This is a genomic window from Paenibacillus cisolokensis, assembly GCF_050481165.1.
GTDB classification, from domain to species: domain Bacteria; phylum Bacillota; class Bacilli; order Paenibacillales; family Paenibacillaceae; genus Paenibacillus_AH; species Paenibacillus_AH cisolokensis.
Genome location: NZ_JBCNFP010000023.1, coordinates 35,950 through 52,974 on the forward strand (window position 1 = coordinate 35,950; position 17,025 = coordinate 52,974).

At 62.4% G+C, this 17,025-nt stretch carries 12 protein-coding genes; 1 reads left to right on the top strand and 11 read right to left on the bottom strand.

What is annotated here, in order from left to right:
* Window positions 1–107: 107 nt before the first annotated feature.
* The 8 genes from ABEV74_RS04455 to ABEV74_RS04490 form a co-directional block, all read right to left on the bottom strand.
* Complete coding sequence (locus tag ABEV74_RS04455) at window positions 108–1,121, bottom strand: SGNH/GDSL hydrolase family protein (protein WP_430143700.1); 1,014 nt, start codon at window positions 1,119–1,121, stop codon at window positions 108–110.
* 22 nt (window positions 1,122–1,143) lie between these two features.
* Window positions 1,144–2,166: a hypothetical protein gene (locus tag ABEV74_RS04460; RefSeq protein ID WP_430143702.1), complete on the bottom strand. Its 1,023-nt coding sequence runs from the start codon at window positions 2,164–2,166 to the stop codon at window positions 1,144–1,146.
* Window positions 2,167–2,169: 3 nt separating this feature from the next.
* Window positions 2,170–6,174 carry a hypothetical protein gene (locus ABEV74_RS04465; RefSeq protein WP_430143703.1) on the bottom strand — a complete coding sequence of 1,335 codons (4,005 nt, stop codon included), beginning with the start codon at window positions 6,172–6,174 and terminating at the stop codon, window positions 2,170–2,172.
* A gap of 31 nt (window positions 6,175–6,205) precedes the next feature.
* The gene (locus ABEV74_RS04470) at window positions 6,206–7,870 is read right to left on the bottom strand and encodes an extracellular solute-binding protein (protein WP_430143705.1); all 1,665 of its coding nucleotides are present in this window, start codon (window positions 7,868–7,870) and stop codon (window positions 6,206–6,208) included.
* A 131-nt stretch (window positions 7,871–8,001) separates the two neighbouring features.
* Entirely contained in the window at window positions 8,002–9,651 is a 1,650-nt protein-coding gene (locus ABEV74_RS04475) for a response regulator (RefSeq protein WP_430143706.1), read from the bottom strand.
* Between the two features lie 6 nt (window positions 9,652–9,657).
* Window positions 9,658–11,391, bottom strand: coding sequence for a sensor histidine kinase (locus tag ABEV74_RS04480; protein ID WP_430143708.1), 1,734 nt, complete (start codon window positions 11,389–11,391; stop codon window positions 9,658–9,660).
* A gap of 32 nt (window positions 11,392–11,423) precedes the next feature.
* A complete protein-coding gene (locus ABEV74_RS04485; protein ID WP_430143710.1) occupies window positions 11,424–12,311 on the bottom strand; it encodes a carbohydrate ABC transporter permease in 888 nt (295 codons plus the stop codon).
* Between the two features lie 20 nt (window positions 12,312–12,331).
* The gene (locus tag ABEV74_RS04490) at window positions 12,332–13,237 is read right to left on the bottom strand and encodes an ABC transporter permease (RefSeq protein ID WP_430143711.1); all 906 of its coding nucleotides are present in this window, start codon (window positions 13,235–13,237) and stop codon (window positions 12,332–12,334) included.
* A gap of 464 nt (window positions 13,238–13,701) precedes the next feature.
* Here ABEV74_RS04490 and ABEV74_RS04495 point away from each other — a divergent pair, with 464 nt between their 5' ends.
* Window positions 13,702–14,169, top strand: a complete 468-nt coding sequence (locus ABEV74_RS04495) for a LacI family DNA-binding transcriptional regulator (protein ID WP_430143749.1) — start codon at window positions 13,702–13,704, stop codon at window positions 14,167–14,169.
* Window positions 14,170–14,269: 100 nt separating this feature from the next.
* On the opposite strand, the gene ABEV74_RS04500 is transcribed toward ABEV74_RS04495, so the two are convergent.
* The 3 genes from ABEV74_RS04500 to ABEV74_RS04510 are packed head-to-tail and all read right to left on the bottom strand — an operon-like array spanning window position 14,270 to window position 16,921.
* Window positions 14,270–15,121, bottom strand: a complete 852-nt coding sequence (locus ABEV74_RS04500; protein ID WP_430143713.1) for an SDR family oxidoreductase — start codon at window positions 15,119–15,121, stop codon at window positions 14,270–14,272.
* Window positions 15,122–16,195 carry a mannonate dehydratase gene (gene uxuA, locus ABEV74_RS04505; protein WP_062493632.1) on the bottom strand — a complete coding sequence of 358 codons (1,074 nt, stop codon included), beginning with the start codon at window positions 16,193–16,195 and terminating at the stop codon, window positions 15,122–15,124.
* 21 nt (window positions 16,196–16,216) lie between these two features.
* Window positions 16,217–16,921 (bottom strand): GntR family transcriptional regulator, encoded by a 705-nt coding sequence (locus tag ABEV74_RS04510; RefSeq protein ID WP_430143714.1) that lies wholly within the window; start codon window positions 16,919–16,921, stop codon window positions 16,217–16,219.
* Between the last annotated feature and the right edge of the window lie 104 nt (window positions 16,922–17,025).

Consider the following 17,025-nt stretch of genomic DNA (forward strand, 5'->3'; position numbering starts at 1 on the left):
GCAAAGCATGAACTTCAATAGCAGTAAAGCGAGGATCATCCGATAAAGGCAGGGACCGCCTTGGCGTGAGGAGCGCGGGGCTTTTCTACCCTTAGCGCTTTACCGCCTTACGGGACCTCGCGCGCGAGGCTCTTGTCCCCCGGTGCGGGTTCCGGCGCCAGAATGGCCGGCAGCCGCTCTGCGAGCCGGTCCGCCATGTGATGGAACCCCCGGTCGTTCGGATGCAGGCCGTCGGCGAAATATTCGTCCCGATGCGGGACGAGCGTCAAGCCGTCGATATAATGAACGTTCCTCCGGGAATCGCATATCGCTTCGAGCGTTCTGTGAATGTCCGTGAACGCGCCGCTCGGCCTGGCGCCCCCCATGTCCGACCGCCACAGCGGCGACAGAACGGCAATCGGCACGTCCGGATACAGGCCGGCCAGCTTGCCGATGAAGCCGTCCGCCTGACGCTCGAACTGCCCGTGCGACTTGCAAACCGTCCAGTCGTTCGTGCCGTACGCGACGGTCACAAGATCGGGACGGTACGGCAGATCGGGATCGATCTTGTCCGGGTGAAAGACGAACCCGCTGATCGCCTGGTTGAGCAAATTCATCCGCAATCGGCGGGCAATGAGCGCCGCATACGTCTCCGACGAACGGGCCGCGTTCATGCCCTGCGTAATCGAATCGCCGAAGCAGAGGAGATTCCGCGCATGCGGCTCCCCCGGCCGGCAGACAGCCCCATCGGCGAACGCCAATTCGTCCACCGCAACGCTGGCCAGATACGGAAGCCAGACCGTTACGCGGCGCGGGGATCCGGCACGGATCGGCAGCTCCGCCGTCCATTCGCCCGCTCCTTCCCCTGTGAACGTCTCCCCCGGACTGCCGGCAGGCTCGTCGTCGATGAACAGGTCGAAGTGAAGCCGCTCCGTCGTTCCAGGCTTGAGGGTTACGCGATAGCGCATTCGGATAAACGGAGAATCCGTCACGACGTCAAGCCGAATGCCCGCGGCATTGTAGCAGCGGAACAGGTGCGGTCGCCCTTTGAAAAAATCGATCTGGGCATCGGTAAAGCGAAGCGGCATCATCCCCCCGCCCACTTCCCGCACTTCGAGGCAGCCGTGAAACCATTCCTTCATCCCGGTCCCTCCTCCCGCACCATCATTCCGTCAGCTTCCGCGACGTCGCGACCGTAATCGTGCGGAATTCCGGGAAAATGTTGCACGTCCGGTCCCCCTCCCGCGGCCGTCTGCTGGCGGTGTAAAAATGATACAGCACGCCTTCGTGCGTAATGACCGACGGCTTGTGCGCGAAAATCGCGTCCAGCTCGCTTTCCTTCCCGACCGTGATGATCGGTTCGGGATATTTGGTCCAGTTCAGCAGATCGTCCGAGAAGGCGATGCCTTCCTGGGCCGCCTTGTAGTCGTAGCCGAAGAAGAACATGACCCAACGGTCGCCGTCCCGCAGCACGCAAGGATCGCTGACGAATCCGCTGTCCCACGCGTCCGGCGTCACCCGGATGACCGGATTGTCCGCATGGCGCCGCCACTGTACGAGATCGGTCGAAGTCGCGACTCCGGTCTGTTCGACCCACCGGCCGCGGTTTTTGTTTTTGGCGTTGTAAAAAAGGTAAAACGTGCCGTCGTGCTCCAGCAGACATTCCTTGTAAAGGCCGCCGCGCTCCCATTCCTCACCGTCCTCCGGCGCAAGGATCGGATCGGGAAGCCGGTGCCATGTCGTGAGGCTCTCGTCCTCCGTCCAGGCGAGACCGATCTTGGCCGATCCTTCCTCGTAGCCGTCGCCGGGGTACGAATGATAGGCGAGCCAATATTTGCCGTTCCACCGCTTCAACGTGCCTGGACCGTGCATATCGTTGTCGCGCATGATCCAGGTGCCGGCGATATTTCTAGAATCCCAGCCGGAACCTTCGTCCCGCCGCAAAATCGTGGACATGTGCTCCCAATGCAGCAAATCGTCGCTTACCGCAAGCGCCGTCTGGTAACCCTTGCCGTCGAAGCCGACATACATCATATAAAACCTGTCATGATGGCGGAACACGTACGGGCAATCGACGGCATGGCAATCGAAAGCGCCCGGCTCGCCGGAGCCGACAAGCACCGGCCTGCCCCATTTGAACGGCGTCAGGCAGCCCGACAGCTGCTCCCGGTCCAATCCCTTCTCCATCTACTACTCCTCCTTGTTCACGCTTGCCAAATCGATCCGAACGGGACCGTACAGGCCGCCCGACGGGAACGCCGCCTGCCATTCGGGCCTATGCGTCCGATCCCAATACGTTACGGTCGGGTCGGCGCCGACGAGACTCGTCGGCCTTCCGTGCTCGTAATGCGTACCGAGCGTATTGGTCACCCGGACGCGCAGCCGGTGCGGACCGGGTTCGAGCTTGCCAAGCGCGAAACGGTACGGACGCCATACGCGCACGCCCGCCGGCTTGCTGTCGATCCACGCCTCGGCCGTACCCCGCACATGACCGAGATCAAGCGATGCCTCCGATTCCGCGGCGACCTCCACCACCGTCTCGTATTCGACGGCCCCGCTGTGATGCGGCAGATGAAGCGCGGTGCGCCAGTCGCCGAGTTCGCCGCGGAACGGAACGATGTCGAAGCGGACCGGGGCTTCCAGCACCGCCGCTTCCGTCTCCATGCCGGCCGGTTCGATCCGGATGGCCGCGATGGTCCCGGCGTCTTGCGGCGGGAACGAGACGACGCCGCCCGCGCAAGGCGTCTCCCGGCCGCCGATCCAGACGCGCGCGGCGCCCGCCGCGGCCAGATGCATGCGATGCGCGCCGACCGGCAGCGGAAAGCGCAGCCAGACCGGCTTGCCGAGAGCTTCCAGGTCGGCCGCGAACGGCACCGGCGGCAACTGCGGCACCGAGTCGGGCATCAGCCAGCCGACCCCGGGCAGCGGGTGCGGCCGCGGGTTGATCCAGAGCGACTCCGTCTCGGCGAACGGCAGGACGGCGCTGTGCAGGACGAGCGGCGCTTCTCCGCGTTCGTCCTGCCAGTCGGTCCCGGTGCAGAACGGTACGACGCCGCCGTCCGCCAGCTCGATCCGGCCGTCCGCGAACACCTCGCCTTTGCCTTCCGGCAGCACGAACTTCACCTCGTTGTCGCCATCCCGCCAGTAGCCGGTAATATCGACCTCTTCTTGACCCTGCCGGATATACGGATTGAAATCGCCGTGCTCAGTTACCGTGACGCCGTTCACCTGCATGATCGCGCGCCCCCGGGCGGCGAAGACGACGCGCACCTTGCGCACTTCGCGGCCGGCCGGCGCGGCGAGCGTCCGGCTCAGGAAGGAAGCGGACGAAGGCTGCCCGGCATAGATCCACTTGGGCAGCGGATCGCCGGCGTCGGCGCTGATTTCGACGCCGGCCCGCTGCATCCCGCCCGCCCGCGCTTCCGCCCGCAGCAGAACTTCGTTCGGCCCTTCCCGCAGCTCGATCCATGCCGTCTTCTCTTCCGGGCCGCCCGACCAATCGATGGCGCGGCCGTCGATCCAGCCGGCAATGTCGGCGTTGCTCTCGGTCCGGATCCAGTACCGTCCGGCGCGCGGCGCGATCGCGTACGTCCGCGCCCATACGCGCTCGCCCTTGTCCGCTTTGCCGAGATGCAGAAAGCGGCGGGGCACGCGGCCCATCCGGCCGGCCCAGGTGCGGAACGCCAGGTCGCCGAATACCGTGCTGTACACGAGCGGCTGTGCCTCGGCTTCGTCGAATGCCTCGCCTTTGTGCGCAAGCCAGTACGCGGATTCGCTCCACAGCCGCTCGGTCCAGCCTTCCTCGTCCGTCCCCTGCAGATGCCAGCCCGCCGCCATGCCGTCTTCGGCGCCGCGCTCGGTGCGAACGAGTACGATGCGCCGCTCCGGCGGCATCTGGCCGCGCCGTTCGTTATGCAGGTCGAAATCGCCGTACCGGTTGTCCAGCGTCGGATCGACGCGCACCCGCCACTCCTGCGGCGTCACCGTTACGACCGCGTCCCCGGTCAAACCGGCCGGCCGAGCCGGCATGCGGCCTCCGAATGCCGCGACGTATGCCGCCGGGGACGTAGTATCTGCTGACGCCGGGACCAGCAATGTGGCCGCCGGCGCCATCGGTGCCGGGGGGACGGACCGTGCCGACGGCTGTGCCCCCGGCGTTGCCGGCGCCTTCGCGCTGTCCATATCCAGCGCTGCGGCAGCCTCCGCTTCGGCCTCGCCCTCAGCCGCGCAGACGACGAGGGCGGCCGGCCAATCGCAGAACTCGACGGTCAGCCGGACCCACTCGCCCTCGCGCACGTACGCGAGATCGGCGGTCCGGCCGCTCACCGGATCCCACAGCCGCGGCGTACCCGGCGTGCGGAGACGGTACTCGGCCGGCCCCGGCGGCTTCGCCGTCTCGTCCGCCGGCTCGTGCATGCGGAGCAGCGCCCCGTCCTTCGGCAGCAGCAGGAAGATGTCCGCATCTTCCGTCCGGCGCTGCAGGGTGAGGCCCGGCCCTTCCACCCGCCGCGCCACTCGGCGCTCGACGATGTCCGCCGCTTCCTCCGCCGTCTGCACGTATATCACTCCCGGCAGCGCCGCCCGCTCCTCCTCCGGCACGTTCACGCCGACGACGAGCCCGCCGCCCTCGAGCATTTGCCGCACTCGTTCAAGCGCGGCCCGGTCCATCGTCGCCGTGCCGCAAAGAATGAGGGCGGCGAAACGCTCGCCCGCGATGGCGAGCGTGCCGTCCGCGGCGTCCCCTTGAGCCAGCGCCGAATCGTCCACGACGTCGAAATCGAGATGCCGGCTGCGCAGGACGCCCGGGAACGCTTCGGCGTCGCGCCGGTTGATCGCGCCCGCCACGTCGCGGTACGCCTCCCGAAGCCGCGTCACATGCGGATTCGGATCGCGGTTTGAGGCCGCCATCGGGTGCTCGAACGGCTTGACGTCGTCCAGGGACAGATAGCCGACCGCCGCATACGAAGGATAATGAACGGCGACGTCGGCGACATGCGTCCCTTCGCTGAGCAGCGCGCACACCCGGCTGACCGTATCCGCGAAGATGCCGTAATGCTCGAAATACGGTTGCCGCCATCCCGTATCCGGCGGCGCCCATTCCCACCAGCCGCCGCGGGTAGAGTAATAGACCGCATGAGGGCTGAACAGCGTCGCCCCGGCCTGCAGCCACGGCACGAGCCAGTGCATCGTCTCCTCGATCGTGCCGCCCCAGCCACTCGAATGGAACGCTTCCAGCCATACCCGGGAGCCGCCGTTCGCATGGACGATCGAGGCGTGCGGCTTGATCTCGCCTTCCATATCCGCGCCAGGGGCGTTGTACCAGCGGTGCGTGCGAAAGTAATCGAGATAGAGCCGCTGCGCGGCGTGCACGTCCACCCGCCGGGCGGGGCCGGCCTGGTCGCAGCCGATCAGCATGCCGTGCCGGCGGTGCCACTCGCCGAGCGGGATGAAGAACGCCCGCTCGGCCAGCTCGGCCGCGATCGCGTATACCCGCCGCCGCACCTCCTCCGCTCCCGGAATGTCGTCGAACAGCGCGGGAAGCGCCGCGATCAGGTCCTCGCCGTGGCGCTCTGCGTAGAGCGCCGGCACGTCCGGCGACCAGAGCGGCAGCGGCGGCAGCTCGTCCTGGAAGCTTCCGGCGATCGTGCGGCCGAGATCGTGCGGGAAGCGCCGCTCCAGCTCGCCGTGCACCCGGTCGAGCAGAGCCGCCGCCGCCTCCGCGTCCAGCCAGTTGAACCCTTGACGGACGGCCGCGTACCGGTGCCGCTCCGTTCGGAGCAGCGGCTCGGCGCCGTCCGGGAGCGCTTCCTCCGGGCCCAATCGGCGCAGCTGGTAGCCGGCGAACTCCGGCCGGGCGGCGACGAGCCGCGCCAGCTCGTTCGCCCCCGAGAAGCCGATCTGGTCGTAAAACCAGAGCCGCATCCCGAGCCGCTCCGCCTCCCGCAGCGCCGCCTCGAACAGAACCCACCATTCCTCGCTCATGAAGGCGGGGCTGTCCCCGCAGGAGCCGTACTGCGGTCCGGTCGGCGCCAGGTGAATGATGCCGATGTTGCGAAGACCGCCCTCGCGGAATTTTCGCAGCTGCCAGCGAACGCGCTCCTCCGTCACTTCCTCGCCGCTCCACCACCAGAACGGCACCGGACCGTAATGCGGGTCCGGCACCGCGAACCGCGCTTCCAACGTTTTCAACTTCATACGACTATCGTCCCCTCCGTTTTCGTTGACGCTATTCCGAGACTTCGTTCACTTCCCGCGTCATTTGGTCTCCGCCAAGCTTCTTCCAGTTCTCGACGAACTTGTCGAATTCGTCGACCGGCGACTCGCCGTAGATGATTTTCGTGAACGTCTCCAGCTCCAGCTTGTCGAGCGTCGCCTTCTTCGTCGCCATCGTGGCCGTCGGCGGCGCGCTGAACTGGTTCAGCATGAGCAGATCGTTGTCGACATAATGCTTGACGACGGCAATTGTGCTCTCCGGACCGAAGATCCGCTCATACACCCACTGCGCCGGATCCTCGCCGCTGCGATATTTTTGAATGAAGTCGTAATAACTCCTCTCTTCCCGGTTCAATTTGGCCGGATCGTTCGAGGCGAGCGCGCTCGTGACGTTCTGGTATATCGTCAAGTTTTTGTTCGGCTGCAAAATTTTGACCGGCACGACCTGGAAGCCCTGGCCGGACGGGCCGAGGTAGTCGGCGGCTTCCTTCTCGGCCGATTCGCCGTACAGCTTCTCGACGGAGAAATTGAGCAGTTTGACGAGCGCTTCTGGATGCTCGAAACCTTTGCGCACGACATAGACGGTGGAGTTCTGAATCTGGTTCGGCACAACCGTCGGCTCGCCGTCCGCGGACGGGATCGGATAGGCCATCCAGTCCGCCCCGGACTCCTTCGCCATCGCGCCGATGGCGAACGGCGAGGCGAGCGGGCCGAAGAAGATGCCGGCCTTGCCCGCGATCAGCGACTCGGACGCTTTGGTGACGTCCTTCGTGCCGAATTCCTGATCGATCACCCCGTTCCGGTACAGCTCCTGCAGCTTGGCCAGCGCCGTCTTCATCTCCGGCTGAATGCTGCCGTATACGATGCCGCCGGATTCGTCGCGGATCCATGTCCCGGAATAGGCGCGATAGGCGCTCGCGAACCCGTTCAGCTTGATCGTCCAGCCGCCGTCCAAATCTTTGTTGAGCTGAATGCCGAACGTATCTTTCTTGCCGTTACCGTCCGGGTCTTGCGTAGCGAACGCCTCGGCGATCCCGATCAGATCGTCCATCGTCTTCGGCGGCTCGAGGTTCAGCTTCTTCATCCAGTCCGTCCGGATGAACACCATCGGCGCCGTGTCGAGCGATCCGCTGTAATCGGTCAGCCCGTAAAGCCTGCCTTCATGCCGGACCGGTTTCAGACCGTCTCCGCCTTCGCCGTAAAACCGCTTCAGCAGCTCGGAGCCGTACGTTTCGTAGGCGTCCGTCAAATCGGCGATTTTCCCCGCCTCGAGAAGCTGCTTGTACTGCGTCTGGTTGACCGGGAAAATATCGGGGAGATCGCCGCTCGCGAGCGTCACGTTCATTTTGTTGCCGGCGTTCGCCCGCTCCACGATCCAGTCGTATTCGATCTTGATGCCGAGCTCGTTCTCGTACCCTCTGAGCCAGATGTTGTCTTCCAGCGTGTCCCCGGGAGCCAGGAAATCTTTGCCCACGTCGTTCATGACGGACCGTACCGTAATCGGCGGATCGTACTTGGAGAGCGGGCCTGTATCCGCCACCGTAGGTCCGGACGGCACGCCGTCCCCGCCTCCCTCCGCTCCGCCGCGGGCTTCCCCGCCGCCGTTGCCGCAAGCCGCGGTCAGCGCCATTGCCAGCAAACCGGCCGTCGCAAGCGATCTTTTCAAGTAAGTTTTCACCGCAGAACCTCCCTCGCATCTCTGTCGGATTTGGCTTTCGCTGTCCATTGTAGCCGCAGGAGGCTGAACGCAAGTAGTGGAAGCTTGTGACATTCGGTATCTTTTCTTTACATCGCCTCGTGGCGGCGCCGTCACGACGCGTTCCGGTTGCGGTACTCCTGGGGCGTGCAGCCGACCGCCTTTTTGAAGAAACGGTAGAAATAATGGGGGTCCGCAAAACCGAGCATCTCGGATATTTCGTGAATTCTGCACGCCGTCGTCCGCAGCAGCTCCTTGCTCCGCTCCACCCGCGCCTCCTGAATGTACTCCGAAAGCCCTTTGCCGCACGTCTGCTTGTACCATCTGGACAAATACGACGGATTGAGCGACACCTCCCGCGCGATGCGCGACATCGAGAGATCGCCGCCCAGATTGTTCCGGACAAAATAATGGATGCGTCCGACAAGGTTCGATTCCGTCAGGCGCAAATGATCGCTTCGCGCATTCTGCATCCATTCCAGCAGCGATTGGAAGTATGCGACCAGCTCGACCCAGCGGGTATGCGCGCCGAAATGCAGCATGGCGGCAAGGTTCGCCTGCGATACGGCCCGATCCTTCAGGCCGAGCTCCTCCAGACAGACGATGCACAGGCGGCACAGCGCCTGGAGCACCAGCATCCGGTCGAACGGATCTTCCGGACCATCCTCCGGAAAGAGTCGGACGAACTTGCCGTAATGCTCCGTCCATTCCCCGCCGCCGCTCTCCAGCAGGCTTTGCCGCATCTGCTCCAGCAAATACTGCGCGGACAATCTGCCGGACGGGTCCGCTCCCCTGCCCCCGTCTTCATCCTGCACGAAGGTGAGCCTCTCGTTCCCCTTGAACCCGCCGTTCAGCACGGCGAGCCTCAGCCGGTGCGCTTCCCGCGCGAGCTTCTCGAACGGAAGGAAGCGTCCGCTCGCCGCGGCGGAGACGGGGATGCCGAACAAATCCCGGCATACCTCCTGAATCGTCTCCAGCGTGCCGTGGGCGAAACTGGCGGCGCGCTCCTCCCGCTCCGCCGTCCCGTCCGGCGCTCCTTGCGGCTGAATGAGGCCGACCAGCGATCGGCCGTCGTACGGCACGCACTTGGCGACGGTTCGCGAGCCGAGCAGCTCTTCCGCGATATTGCCGATCGCGAACAGCATCAGATCCCGCTCGTGAACGGACTGATATTTTCCCCAGTCCTCGACGAAGAGCGACAGGACGAGGACCGGCTCGCCGGCGGACAGCGGCAGCTTCACGGCGTCGAACTCCGTCTGCAAGCCCCGCAGCGACGCTTCTTCCGTCCGGCGCAGCACGTCCAGCAGCAGCTGGCGCTGCAGTTGGGCGATCGCTTTCGGAAGCTCCCGCTGCAGCCATTCCTTCTGATGATAGACCGACAGCTCGTCCTTCACCGCCGCGAGCGCCCGGTCGACCGCTTCGCCGATTCGCTCCATCCCTTCCGTTTTCAGAATGTAATCGATCACGCTGCCGCTGCGCAGCGCCCGGTGCGCGTAATCGAATTTGTCGTGGCCGGTGAGCAGAATCACTTTGCAGCGCGGCCACCGCTTCTCGATATGGCCGAGCAGCTCCATTCCGTCCATGCCGGGCATGCATATATCGCTCAGCACGACGTCGATCTTCATCGCGTCCAGCCACGAGACCGCTTCTTCGGCTGAATAAGCGAGCACGATTTCGACATCCTTGAGGCAGCGCTTCAGAAAATATTCGTGTAGCCCGTTCACGATAATCGTTTCGTCGTCGATAATGAGCAACCGGTACATGATGCGTCAGTCCTTTGTTTCAGGTTGTGAGGGCAGCCGGATTTCGGCGCGCAGTCCGCCGAGCGTGCTTCTCGACAACGCAAGTCCGTATTCCGGTCCGAAGCGGATCTTGAGCCGGTGATGCACGTTGAACAGCCCCGTCGTCTCGCAGTCCGGCAATGCGGGCACGCCGGCCAGCCTCTCCCGCAGCCGCCGCAAGTTCTCGTCCGTCAGCTTGGCGCCGTTGTCCTCGACCGCGACGACAAGCGTCCCCGCCTCTTCGCGATGCGTCAGGCGCAGCACGCCGCCGGAAGCCTTCTGCGCCAGGCCGTGCATGAATACGTTTTCCAGTATCGGCTGCAGAATGATGCGGGGCACCCGGATCGGACGGTACCTCTCTTCCAGCGGCTCGGCCTCGACGACAATCCGGTTCGAGAAGCGGATTTGCTGAATGCGCAGATAGACCACGGAATGGTCCATCTCCTCCCCGAGCGTCACTTCCTTGTTGAAATCGCGCGTCATGAACCGGAAATATCGGCCCAAATAGTCGGAGAACTCCTTGATGGCGTCGACGTTTTCGAGCTCGGCCATCTGCTTGATCGTAAACAGGCTGTTGTACAAAAAATGCGGCGCGATTTGCGACTGCAGGTGCTTGAGCTCCGCGTCCTGCGTGCGGATGCGCTGCAGGTAGTTCTCTTCGATGAGCGCATGGAGCCGCCTCTGCATCAGGTTGAACTGGCCGTACAAGTATTCGAACTCGTCGCCGCTTCGATGCGCGATCCGCTTCGTCATATCTCCCCGCTCCACGGCCCGAAATCCCCGAATCAGCTTCAGCAGCGGCCGGTGGATGATCCGGTAGAGCCCGTAGGTGAACGCGACGATCAGCGCGCACGATACGGCCGTCAGGGCGAGCATCCGGAACGAATAGCGCCGGATCGGCTTGAACAGCGCATCCTTCGGGACGTAGCTGACGAGACGGAACTGGTAGGCGTCGTCCGCCGCCGCATAATAATAGCCGTCGTCCGTCTCGGTGCGGACGATCTCCCCGGTCCGCGCGCCGGCCGCCGGGCGGTAAGACGCGAGCTCGCCGCGCACCGACTCGTCCGACACGAGGGCGCCTCCGCTCTCTCCGAAGAGGAGGAAGGCGCCGCCTTCCGCCTCCTTCCGGATGCTCCTGAGCTGCCGGATCAGCTCCCCGCGGGAAAGCTCGACGACAAGCAAAAAATTCGGCGCGGCGGACGGATCGAGCAGGTCGGGCTGCGATTTGGCCAAATAGTACCCGCCCCCGTATTCGGTCACCGTTTCGCTCAGACTCGCTCCGGTAGCCAGGAGCCCCCGCCAATCTTCCGCGCGGCTGTCCGACACCCCGCCCCTTGCCGAGACGACTTTGCCGAGCGCGGGAAGGTAGTAGCGCACATCCTCTATGTACGGGCTGCTCGACTGCATCTGGCGCAGCTTGAGCCAGATGCTGTTCAGCCTGCGGGCGATCTCGTAGTTGGACATGATCGGCGCCATCGCGCTGAAATCGGACAGCTCCCCGTCGAACGAATACTCCAGGAGCAGGCTGTTCATTTTGGACAATTCGAATTCCAGATTCGAATAGTGGAACTGCAGGACGGATTCGTTGGAGCGCTCGATCTCCGCCCGCATCTGTCTGGAGCTGTCGCTCGTAAACCAGACGCCGAGCCCGTAGAGCGGAACGATCAGGACAAAGAACATCAGCAGCATCTTGACGAATAAGGAATTCCACCCGGTGCGCATGAATCAGCCGCCTTTGTTTTTTTTCCCTAAGCTTAACCCTTCACGCTGCCGAGCACCAACCCCTTCACGAAATATTTTTGCAGGAACGGGTAGACGGCCAGAATCGGCAAGGCGGCGATGAAGATTTGGGCCGCGCGAAGCGTTCGGCTCGACACGTCCTGCAGCATCCGGGCTTCCTCCACCGTCAAATTGGTCTGCGGGATCGACGTTTTGTTCAGGATCGATTGCAAATAGGTGGCCAGCGGATATTTATCCGTATCGTTCATATAGAGCATTCCGTCGAACCAGGAATTCCAGTGAAGCACGAGCGTGAACAGCACGATCGTCGCGAGGCTCGGCAGCGAGACGGGCAGATAGACCCGCGCCAGCGTCGCGAAGTGGCTCGCTCCGTCCATCAGGCTCGCTTCCTCCAGCTCTTTCGGCAGACCCCGGAAAAAGTTGAGCATCAGCAGGATGTTGAACACCTGAACCCCCGTCGGCAGCACGAGCGCCCAGATGGAATCGAGCAGGTGCAGCTCCTTGACGACGAGATAGCTCGGAATGATCCCCCCGCTGAACAGCATCGTGAAGACGAACAGCCAGGCGTACATCGTGCGCTGCGGGAAGACGGCGCTCTCCTTCGACAGCGGGTAGGCGACCAGTACGGTCACGGCGACGCTGATGACGACGCCGACCGCAACCCGCGCCACGCTGTTCATGAAGGAAGTCGTGAATTGGCCGTTCTGCAGCACGTAACCGTAGGATTTGAACGTAATATCGACCGGCCAGAGCGCCACCTGACCCGCGCTCGCCGCCGCGCTGGAGCTGAAGGAGACCGCCAGCACGTTGACGACGGGAAGCAGGCACAGGAGCGTAAGGATGACCAGCATGCCGTTGTTGAGGACGAGGAACGTCCTGTATCCGCGAGACAAGAAATGCATAATCCCGATGCCCCCCTCCGTTAAAAGATCCGGTATTTCGCGAACCGGTAGGCCAGCCAGTATCCGAGGCCGATCAGGACGAGCGACACGACCGATTTGATGAGCCCGATCGCCGCCGCGACCGCATATTGCGTCTGTACGATGCCGATCCGATAGACGAGCGTGTCGAGGATGTCGCCGGTCTCGTACACCATCGGGTTGTACAGGTTGAACACTTGGTCGAAGCCGCCGTTCAGAATGTTCCCGAGACTGAGCGTGCCCATCAGCACGACGATCGGCCGGATTCCCGGGAGCGTAATGTGCCAGGTTTGGCGCCACCGGCCGGCGCCGTCCATGACCGCAGCTTCGTACAGCCCCTGATCGATCGCGGTAAGCGCCGCCAGATAGACGATCGTGCTGAATCCGAACTCCTTCCATTGGTCGGTGAAGACGAGCACATACCGGAACCAGTCGTTGCTCGAAAGGAACGGAATCGCATCCCCGCCGAGGAAGCGGATTGCGGTATTGACGAGGCCTTCGCTCGGCGACAGGACGTCGATGACGATGCCGCCGAGAATGACCCACGAGAAGAAGTGCGGCATATAAATGACCGTCTGGACGGAGCGCTTGAACAGCGTCGAGCGCACCTCGTTCAGCATGAGCGCTACGACGACGGGGACGGCGATGCCGGCCGCGATCTTCATCGACGAGATGATGATCGTGTTCCGGACGGCCGGCGCAAAATCCGGGAGCGCCAGCATGTAGGCGAAATTGTCCCATCCGTTCCAGTTCATGCCGGCAAAGCCGACGATCGGATTGAAATCCTGAAAGGCGATGCCGAGCCCGGCCATCGGCAAATAGCTGAATAGCGCGATCATGGCAAGACCCGGCACCAGCATCAGATGCAGTTGGCCGTTTCGGCGAAACCGTTTCGTTCTGTTCGGCATAGTACCCTCCTCCTGTCGCCACCAGTATAGAAGAGTACAGCCCGGACTTGTAGTGGGGCATCTTTACTTTGGGTATCTTTTGTTTACATCTAAACCTCAAATAAAATAGTTTAGTCTTTTCGGTTCATTTTAACATGAAAACGGAGGGTGTTCAATTGTTTAGTTCATATTATACCAGCTCGAAACCGCCGTTTTATCTGGGTCTTAACTATCTCCAATTAACCTTCCTGGACCCATGGTATCTCAACATTTTTAGTAAATGAAACCCATACTTTTTGGGGAAAATCGGATCGACGCTTGCTTTTGGAGCTCCATTGCGTATAAACTAAACTTACTAAACCAAGCGTAAACGGCTTCGCCGACTTTGGCAGGCGGAGATCCCGTTTAGCGGATAAAAGATAAGCCCGCTATGTGCGCTTAAATGATGAAGCAAAATGGAAGCGAGGAACAAAAATCGCTTGAAAATGGAGGACATCGCGAAGCTTGCCGGCGTATCGAAATCAGCCGTGTCGCTGGCGCTCAACGGCAAGCCGGGCATCGGGCCCGAAAACCGAGAACGGATATTGCAGATTGAGAGAGAGAGCGGCTACATTCACAAAGCGAAGGCGGCGCCCGACGAGTCGGCGAACAGATCGCTGAAGTTTCTGGCGTTCGTCAATTCGGGCAACGTGCTTCGGGAATATTACGAGCAGCCGCTCTTCAGGAGCTGTCGTCGGCTTCGACAATATTTCGGAATCGGTCATCGTCACGCCGGAGCTGACGACCGTCCATGTCGAGTAGGAGGGATGGCCAGACTGGCCGTCGAGCTCGTCATCCGGTCGATCGAGGAGGGCGACCCGGTCGCGACCAAGATCGCCGTCGATACCCGCTTGATCGAACGGCATTCTTCCCGCCGCCTTGGCGAGCCGGCGATTGCCGCGTACCGGTCCTGACGGCCGTGTCCCGACGGGCCGGGGCTGACGGGCCAGTCTGACGCCCGGTGTCCGACGAATCCGGCCCAGACGATGGGGCCGTCCGCCCGGCCCTTGCGCGCTACACGCCCGAATACGCCATGAATCCGCCGTCGACCGGAACGGTAATGCCGGTTATAAAGCCGGACATGCTGTCGTCGGCCAGCCAGATGAGCGTGCCGAGCAGATCGGCCGGCTCTCCGAATCTGCGCATCGGCGTATGCGTCAAGATTTTGCGGGATCGCTCCGTAAGGGAACCGTCCTCGTTCGTCAGCAGCCGCCGGTTCTGCTCCGTCAGGAAAAATCCCGGAGCGATCGCGTTGACCCGGATGCCGGCATCGGCCATATGGACGGCCATCCATTGCGTGAAATTGTTGATCGCCGCCTTGGCCGCGCTGTAGGCCGGCACCTTCGTCATCGGGCTGTACGAGCTCATCGACGACATATTGATGACGGTGGCGCCCGGGCGGCGGACCATCTTGCGCGCAAACACTTGCGTCGAGATCAAGGTGCCGAGGAAATTCAGGTTGAAAACGCGGCCGAAGCCTTCGACGCTCAGGTCGAAGAAGCTGACGACGGCTTCGTCTTCCACATCTTCCGGACGGAACGTCTCGTTCGTCGTATTGCCTCGCGGATCGTTGCCTCCCGCTCCGTTCACGAGTATGTCGCACGGACCGAACCGTTCCGACACGACCGCCTCCGCCCGGACGACGCTCTCCTTGTCGAGCACATCGCAGGCGACCGCGATCGCTTCCCCGCCGGCTTGGCGGATCGCTTCGGCGACCGCTTCTCCTTTCTCCGCCGTCCGGTTCAAAATCGCCACCTTCACGCCATGCCGCCCGAGCTCCCTCGCCATCGCCGCGCACAGCACGCCGCTGCCTCCGGTAATGACGGCCGTTCTGCCCCGCAAATTGTCGTGAATCGGTATCGTCATTTACGCATTCCCCCGTTTGCTTCGCTCCAGCGCATCCCATGCGCCCCACAAGTACATAATGCCGAGCGCCCGGTCATACAGACCGTAACCCGGCCGGCACTTCTCGTCCCAAATATGCCGGCCGTGGTCCGGCCTGACATAACCGGTGTATCCGATTTCATGATAAGCCCTGACAACTTCGGCGATATCGACGGTGCCATCGCAGCTCCGGTGGGACGTCTCGATAAAGTCGCCATTCGGATAAACCCGCACGTTGCGAATATGCGCGAACGGAATCCGGTCCGCAAATTCCCGCACCATCGCCGGGATGTCGTTCTCCGGATTCGCGCCGAGCGAGCCGCTGCACAGCGTAACGCCGTTGTTCGGATGGTCGACCATTTTCAGCAGGCGGCGAATGTTGGCCTGCGACGTCACAATCCGCGGCAATCCGAAAATCGACCACGGCGGATCGTCCGGATGGATGGCCATTCGGATGCCGCTGCGTTCCGCCACCGGAATAATCGCCTCGAGGAAGTACTGCAAATTGCGCCACAAGTCTTCCTCCGTGACACCCTTGTACGCTTCGAACAGCTCGGAGAGACGGCCGAGCCGCTCCGGCTCCCAGCCGGGCATCGTCAGGTCCGGATTGGAGGCGATGCGCCGTACGAGTTCCATCGGGTCCATGTTATCGATTTTTGCCTTTTCGAAAAAGAGCGCCGTCGAGCCGTCCTCCATTTCCTTGAACAGCTCAGTCCGGGTCCAGTCGAACACCGGCATAAAATTGTAGCAAATCGTCTTGACGCCGACGGTCGCCAGTTTCTCGATCGTCCTCTGGTAATTTTCGATGTACCGGTCGCGCGTCGGCAGTCCGAGCTTGATATCTTCATGAACGTTAACGCTTTCAACCACTTCCAGATGCAGCCCGTACGGATCTACCTGCCGTTTGACTTCCAATATTTTGTCCATGGGCCACTCTTCACCGGCCGGCACGTCATGCAGCGCCCAAACGACGCCCTCGACGCCGGGAATTTGCCTGATTTGCTTCAGCGTAACGGTATCGTTCCCTTCCCCGTACCAACGAAACACCATGCGCATTCGTCCACATCTCCCCTCGATTCAATCGACAAAATACTGCGGATACTTCGCCCGCAGCTCCGGCAGTTCACGGTCCAGCTTCCCGATATGCCGCTTCAGCCTCGATGCGGTCAGCTCCTCATCCCCCGCCTGCATGGCGGCCAGCAAGCCGCGGTGCTCCTCCAGCGTCTGCTCCATGTAATGGTATTCCCGCATGGCGAGAAACCGGATGCGGTTCAGGTGCGCGCGCATCTGGTTGATGACCTGAAGCAGCGTCGCATTGTCCGTCATCTCCAGCACGACGCGATGAAAATCTTCGTCAAGCTGCAGGAACAAAGCGGGATCGCCTGCGGCGGCCGCCTCCTGCTGTCTGTCGAACAAGTCCATAATCGCCCGTTCCGCGGCCGTGCGGTCTCCGTCACGCCACTGCTTCGCGACGAGGCGAAAGGCGCCCAGCTCCAGATGCTCGCGGATGAATTTCGCTTCTTCCACCTTGCGCTGCGATATAGGCGCGATCCTCGTTCCCCGCTGCGGCAGCACATCCAGCAGCCGCTCGCTCACGAGCAGCCGGATCGCTTCCCGGACGGGTGTGCGGCTGACCTGCAGCAATTCGGCCACTTCGTTCTCGTAAATCATCGTTCCCGGTTCAAGCTGCAGCGAAACGATGCCGGCGCGAATCGTCTCGTACACCTGGTCGCCCAGCGATTTGCGGACGGGGCGCTGCGGCAGCGGCGTAAGCTTCAGCACGAATCTGTCACCTCCTGCGCGATGTATTTTGCCAGCCAGCCTCTTCTTTTTAAGCGCTTCAAGCACTTGCATTCTTGTATACAAGAATATCATACCGCAAAAAC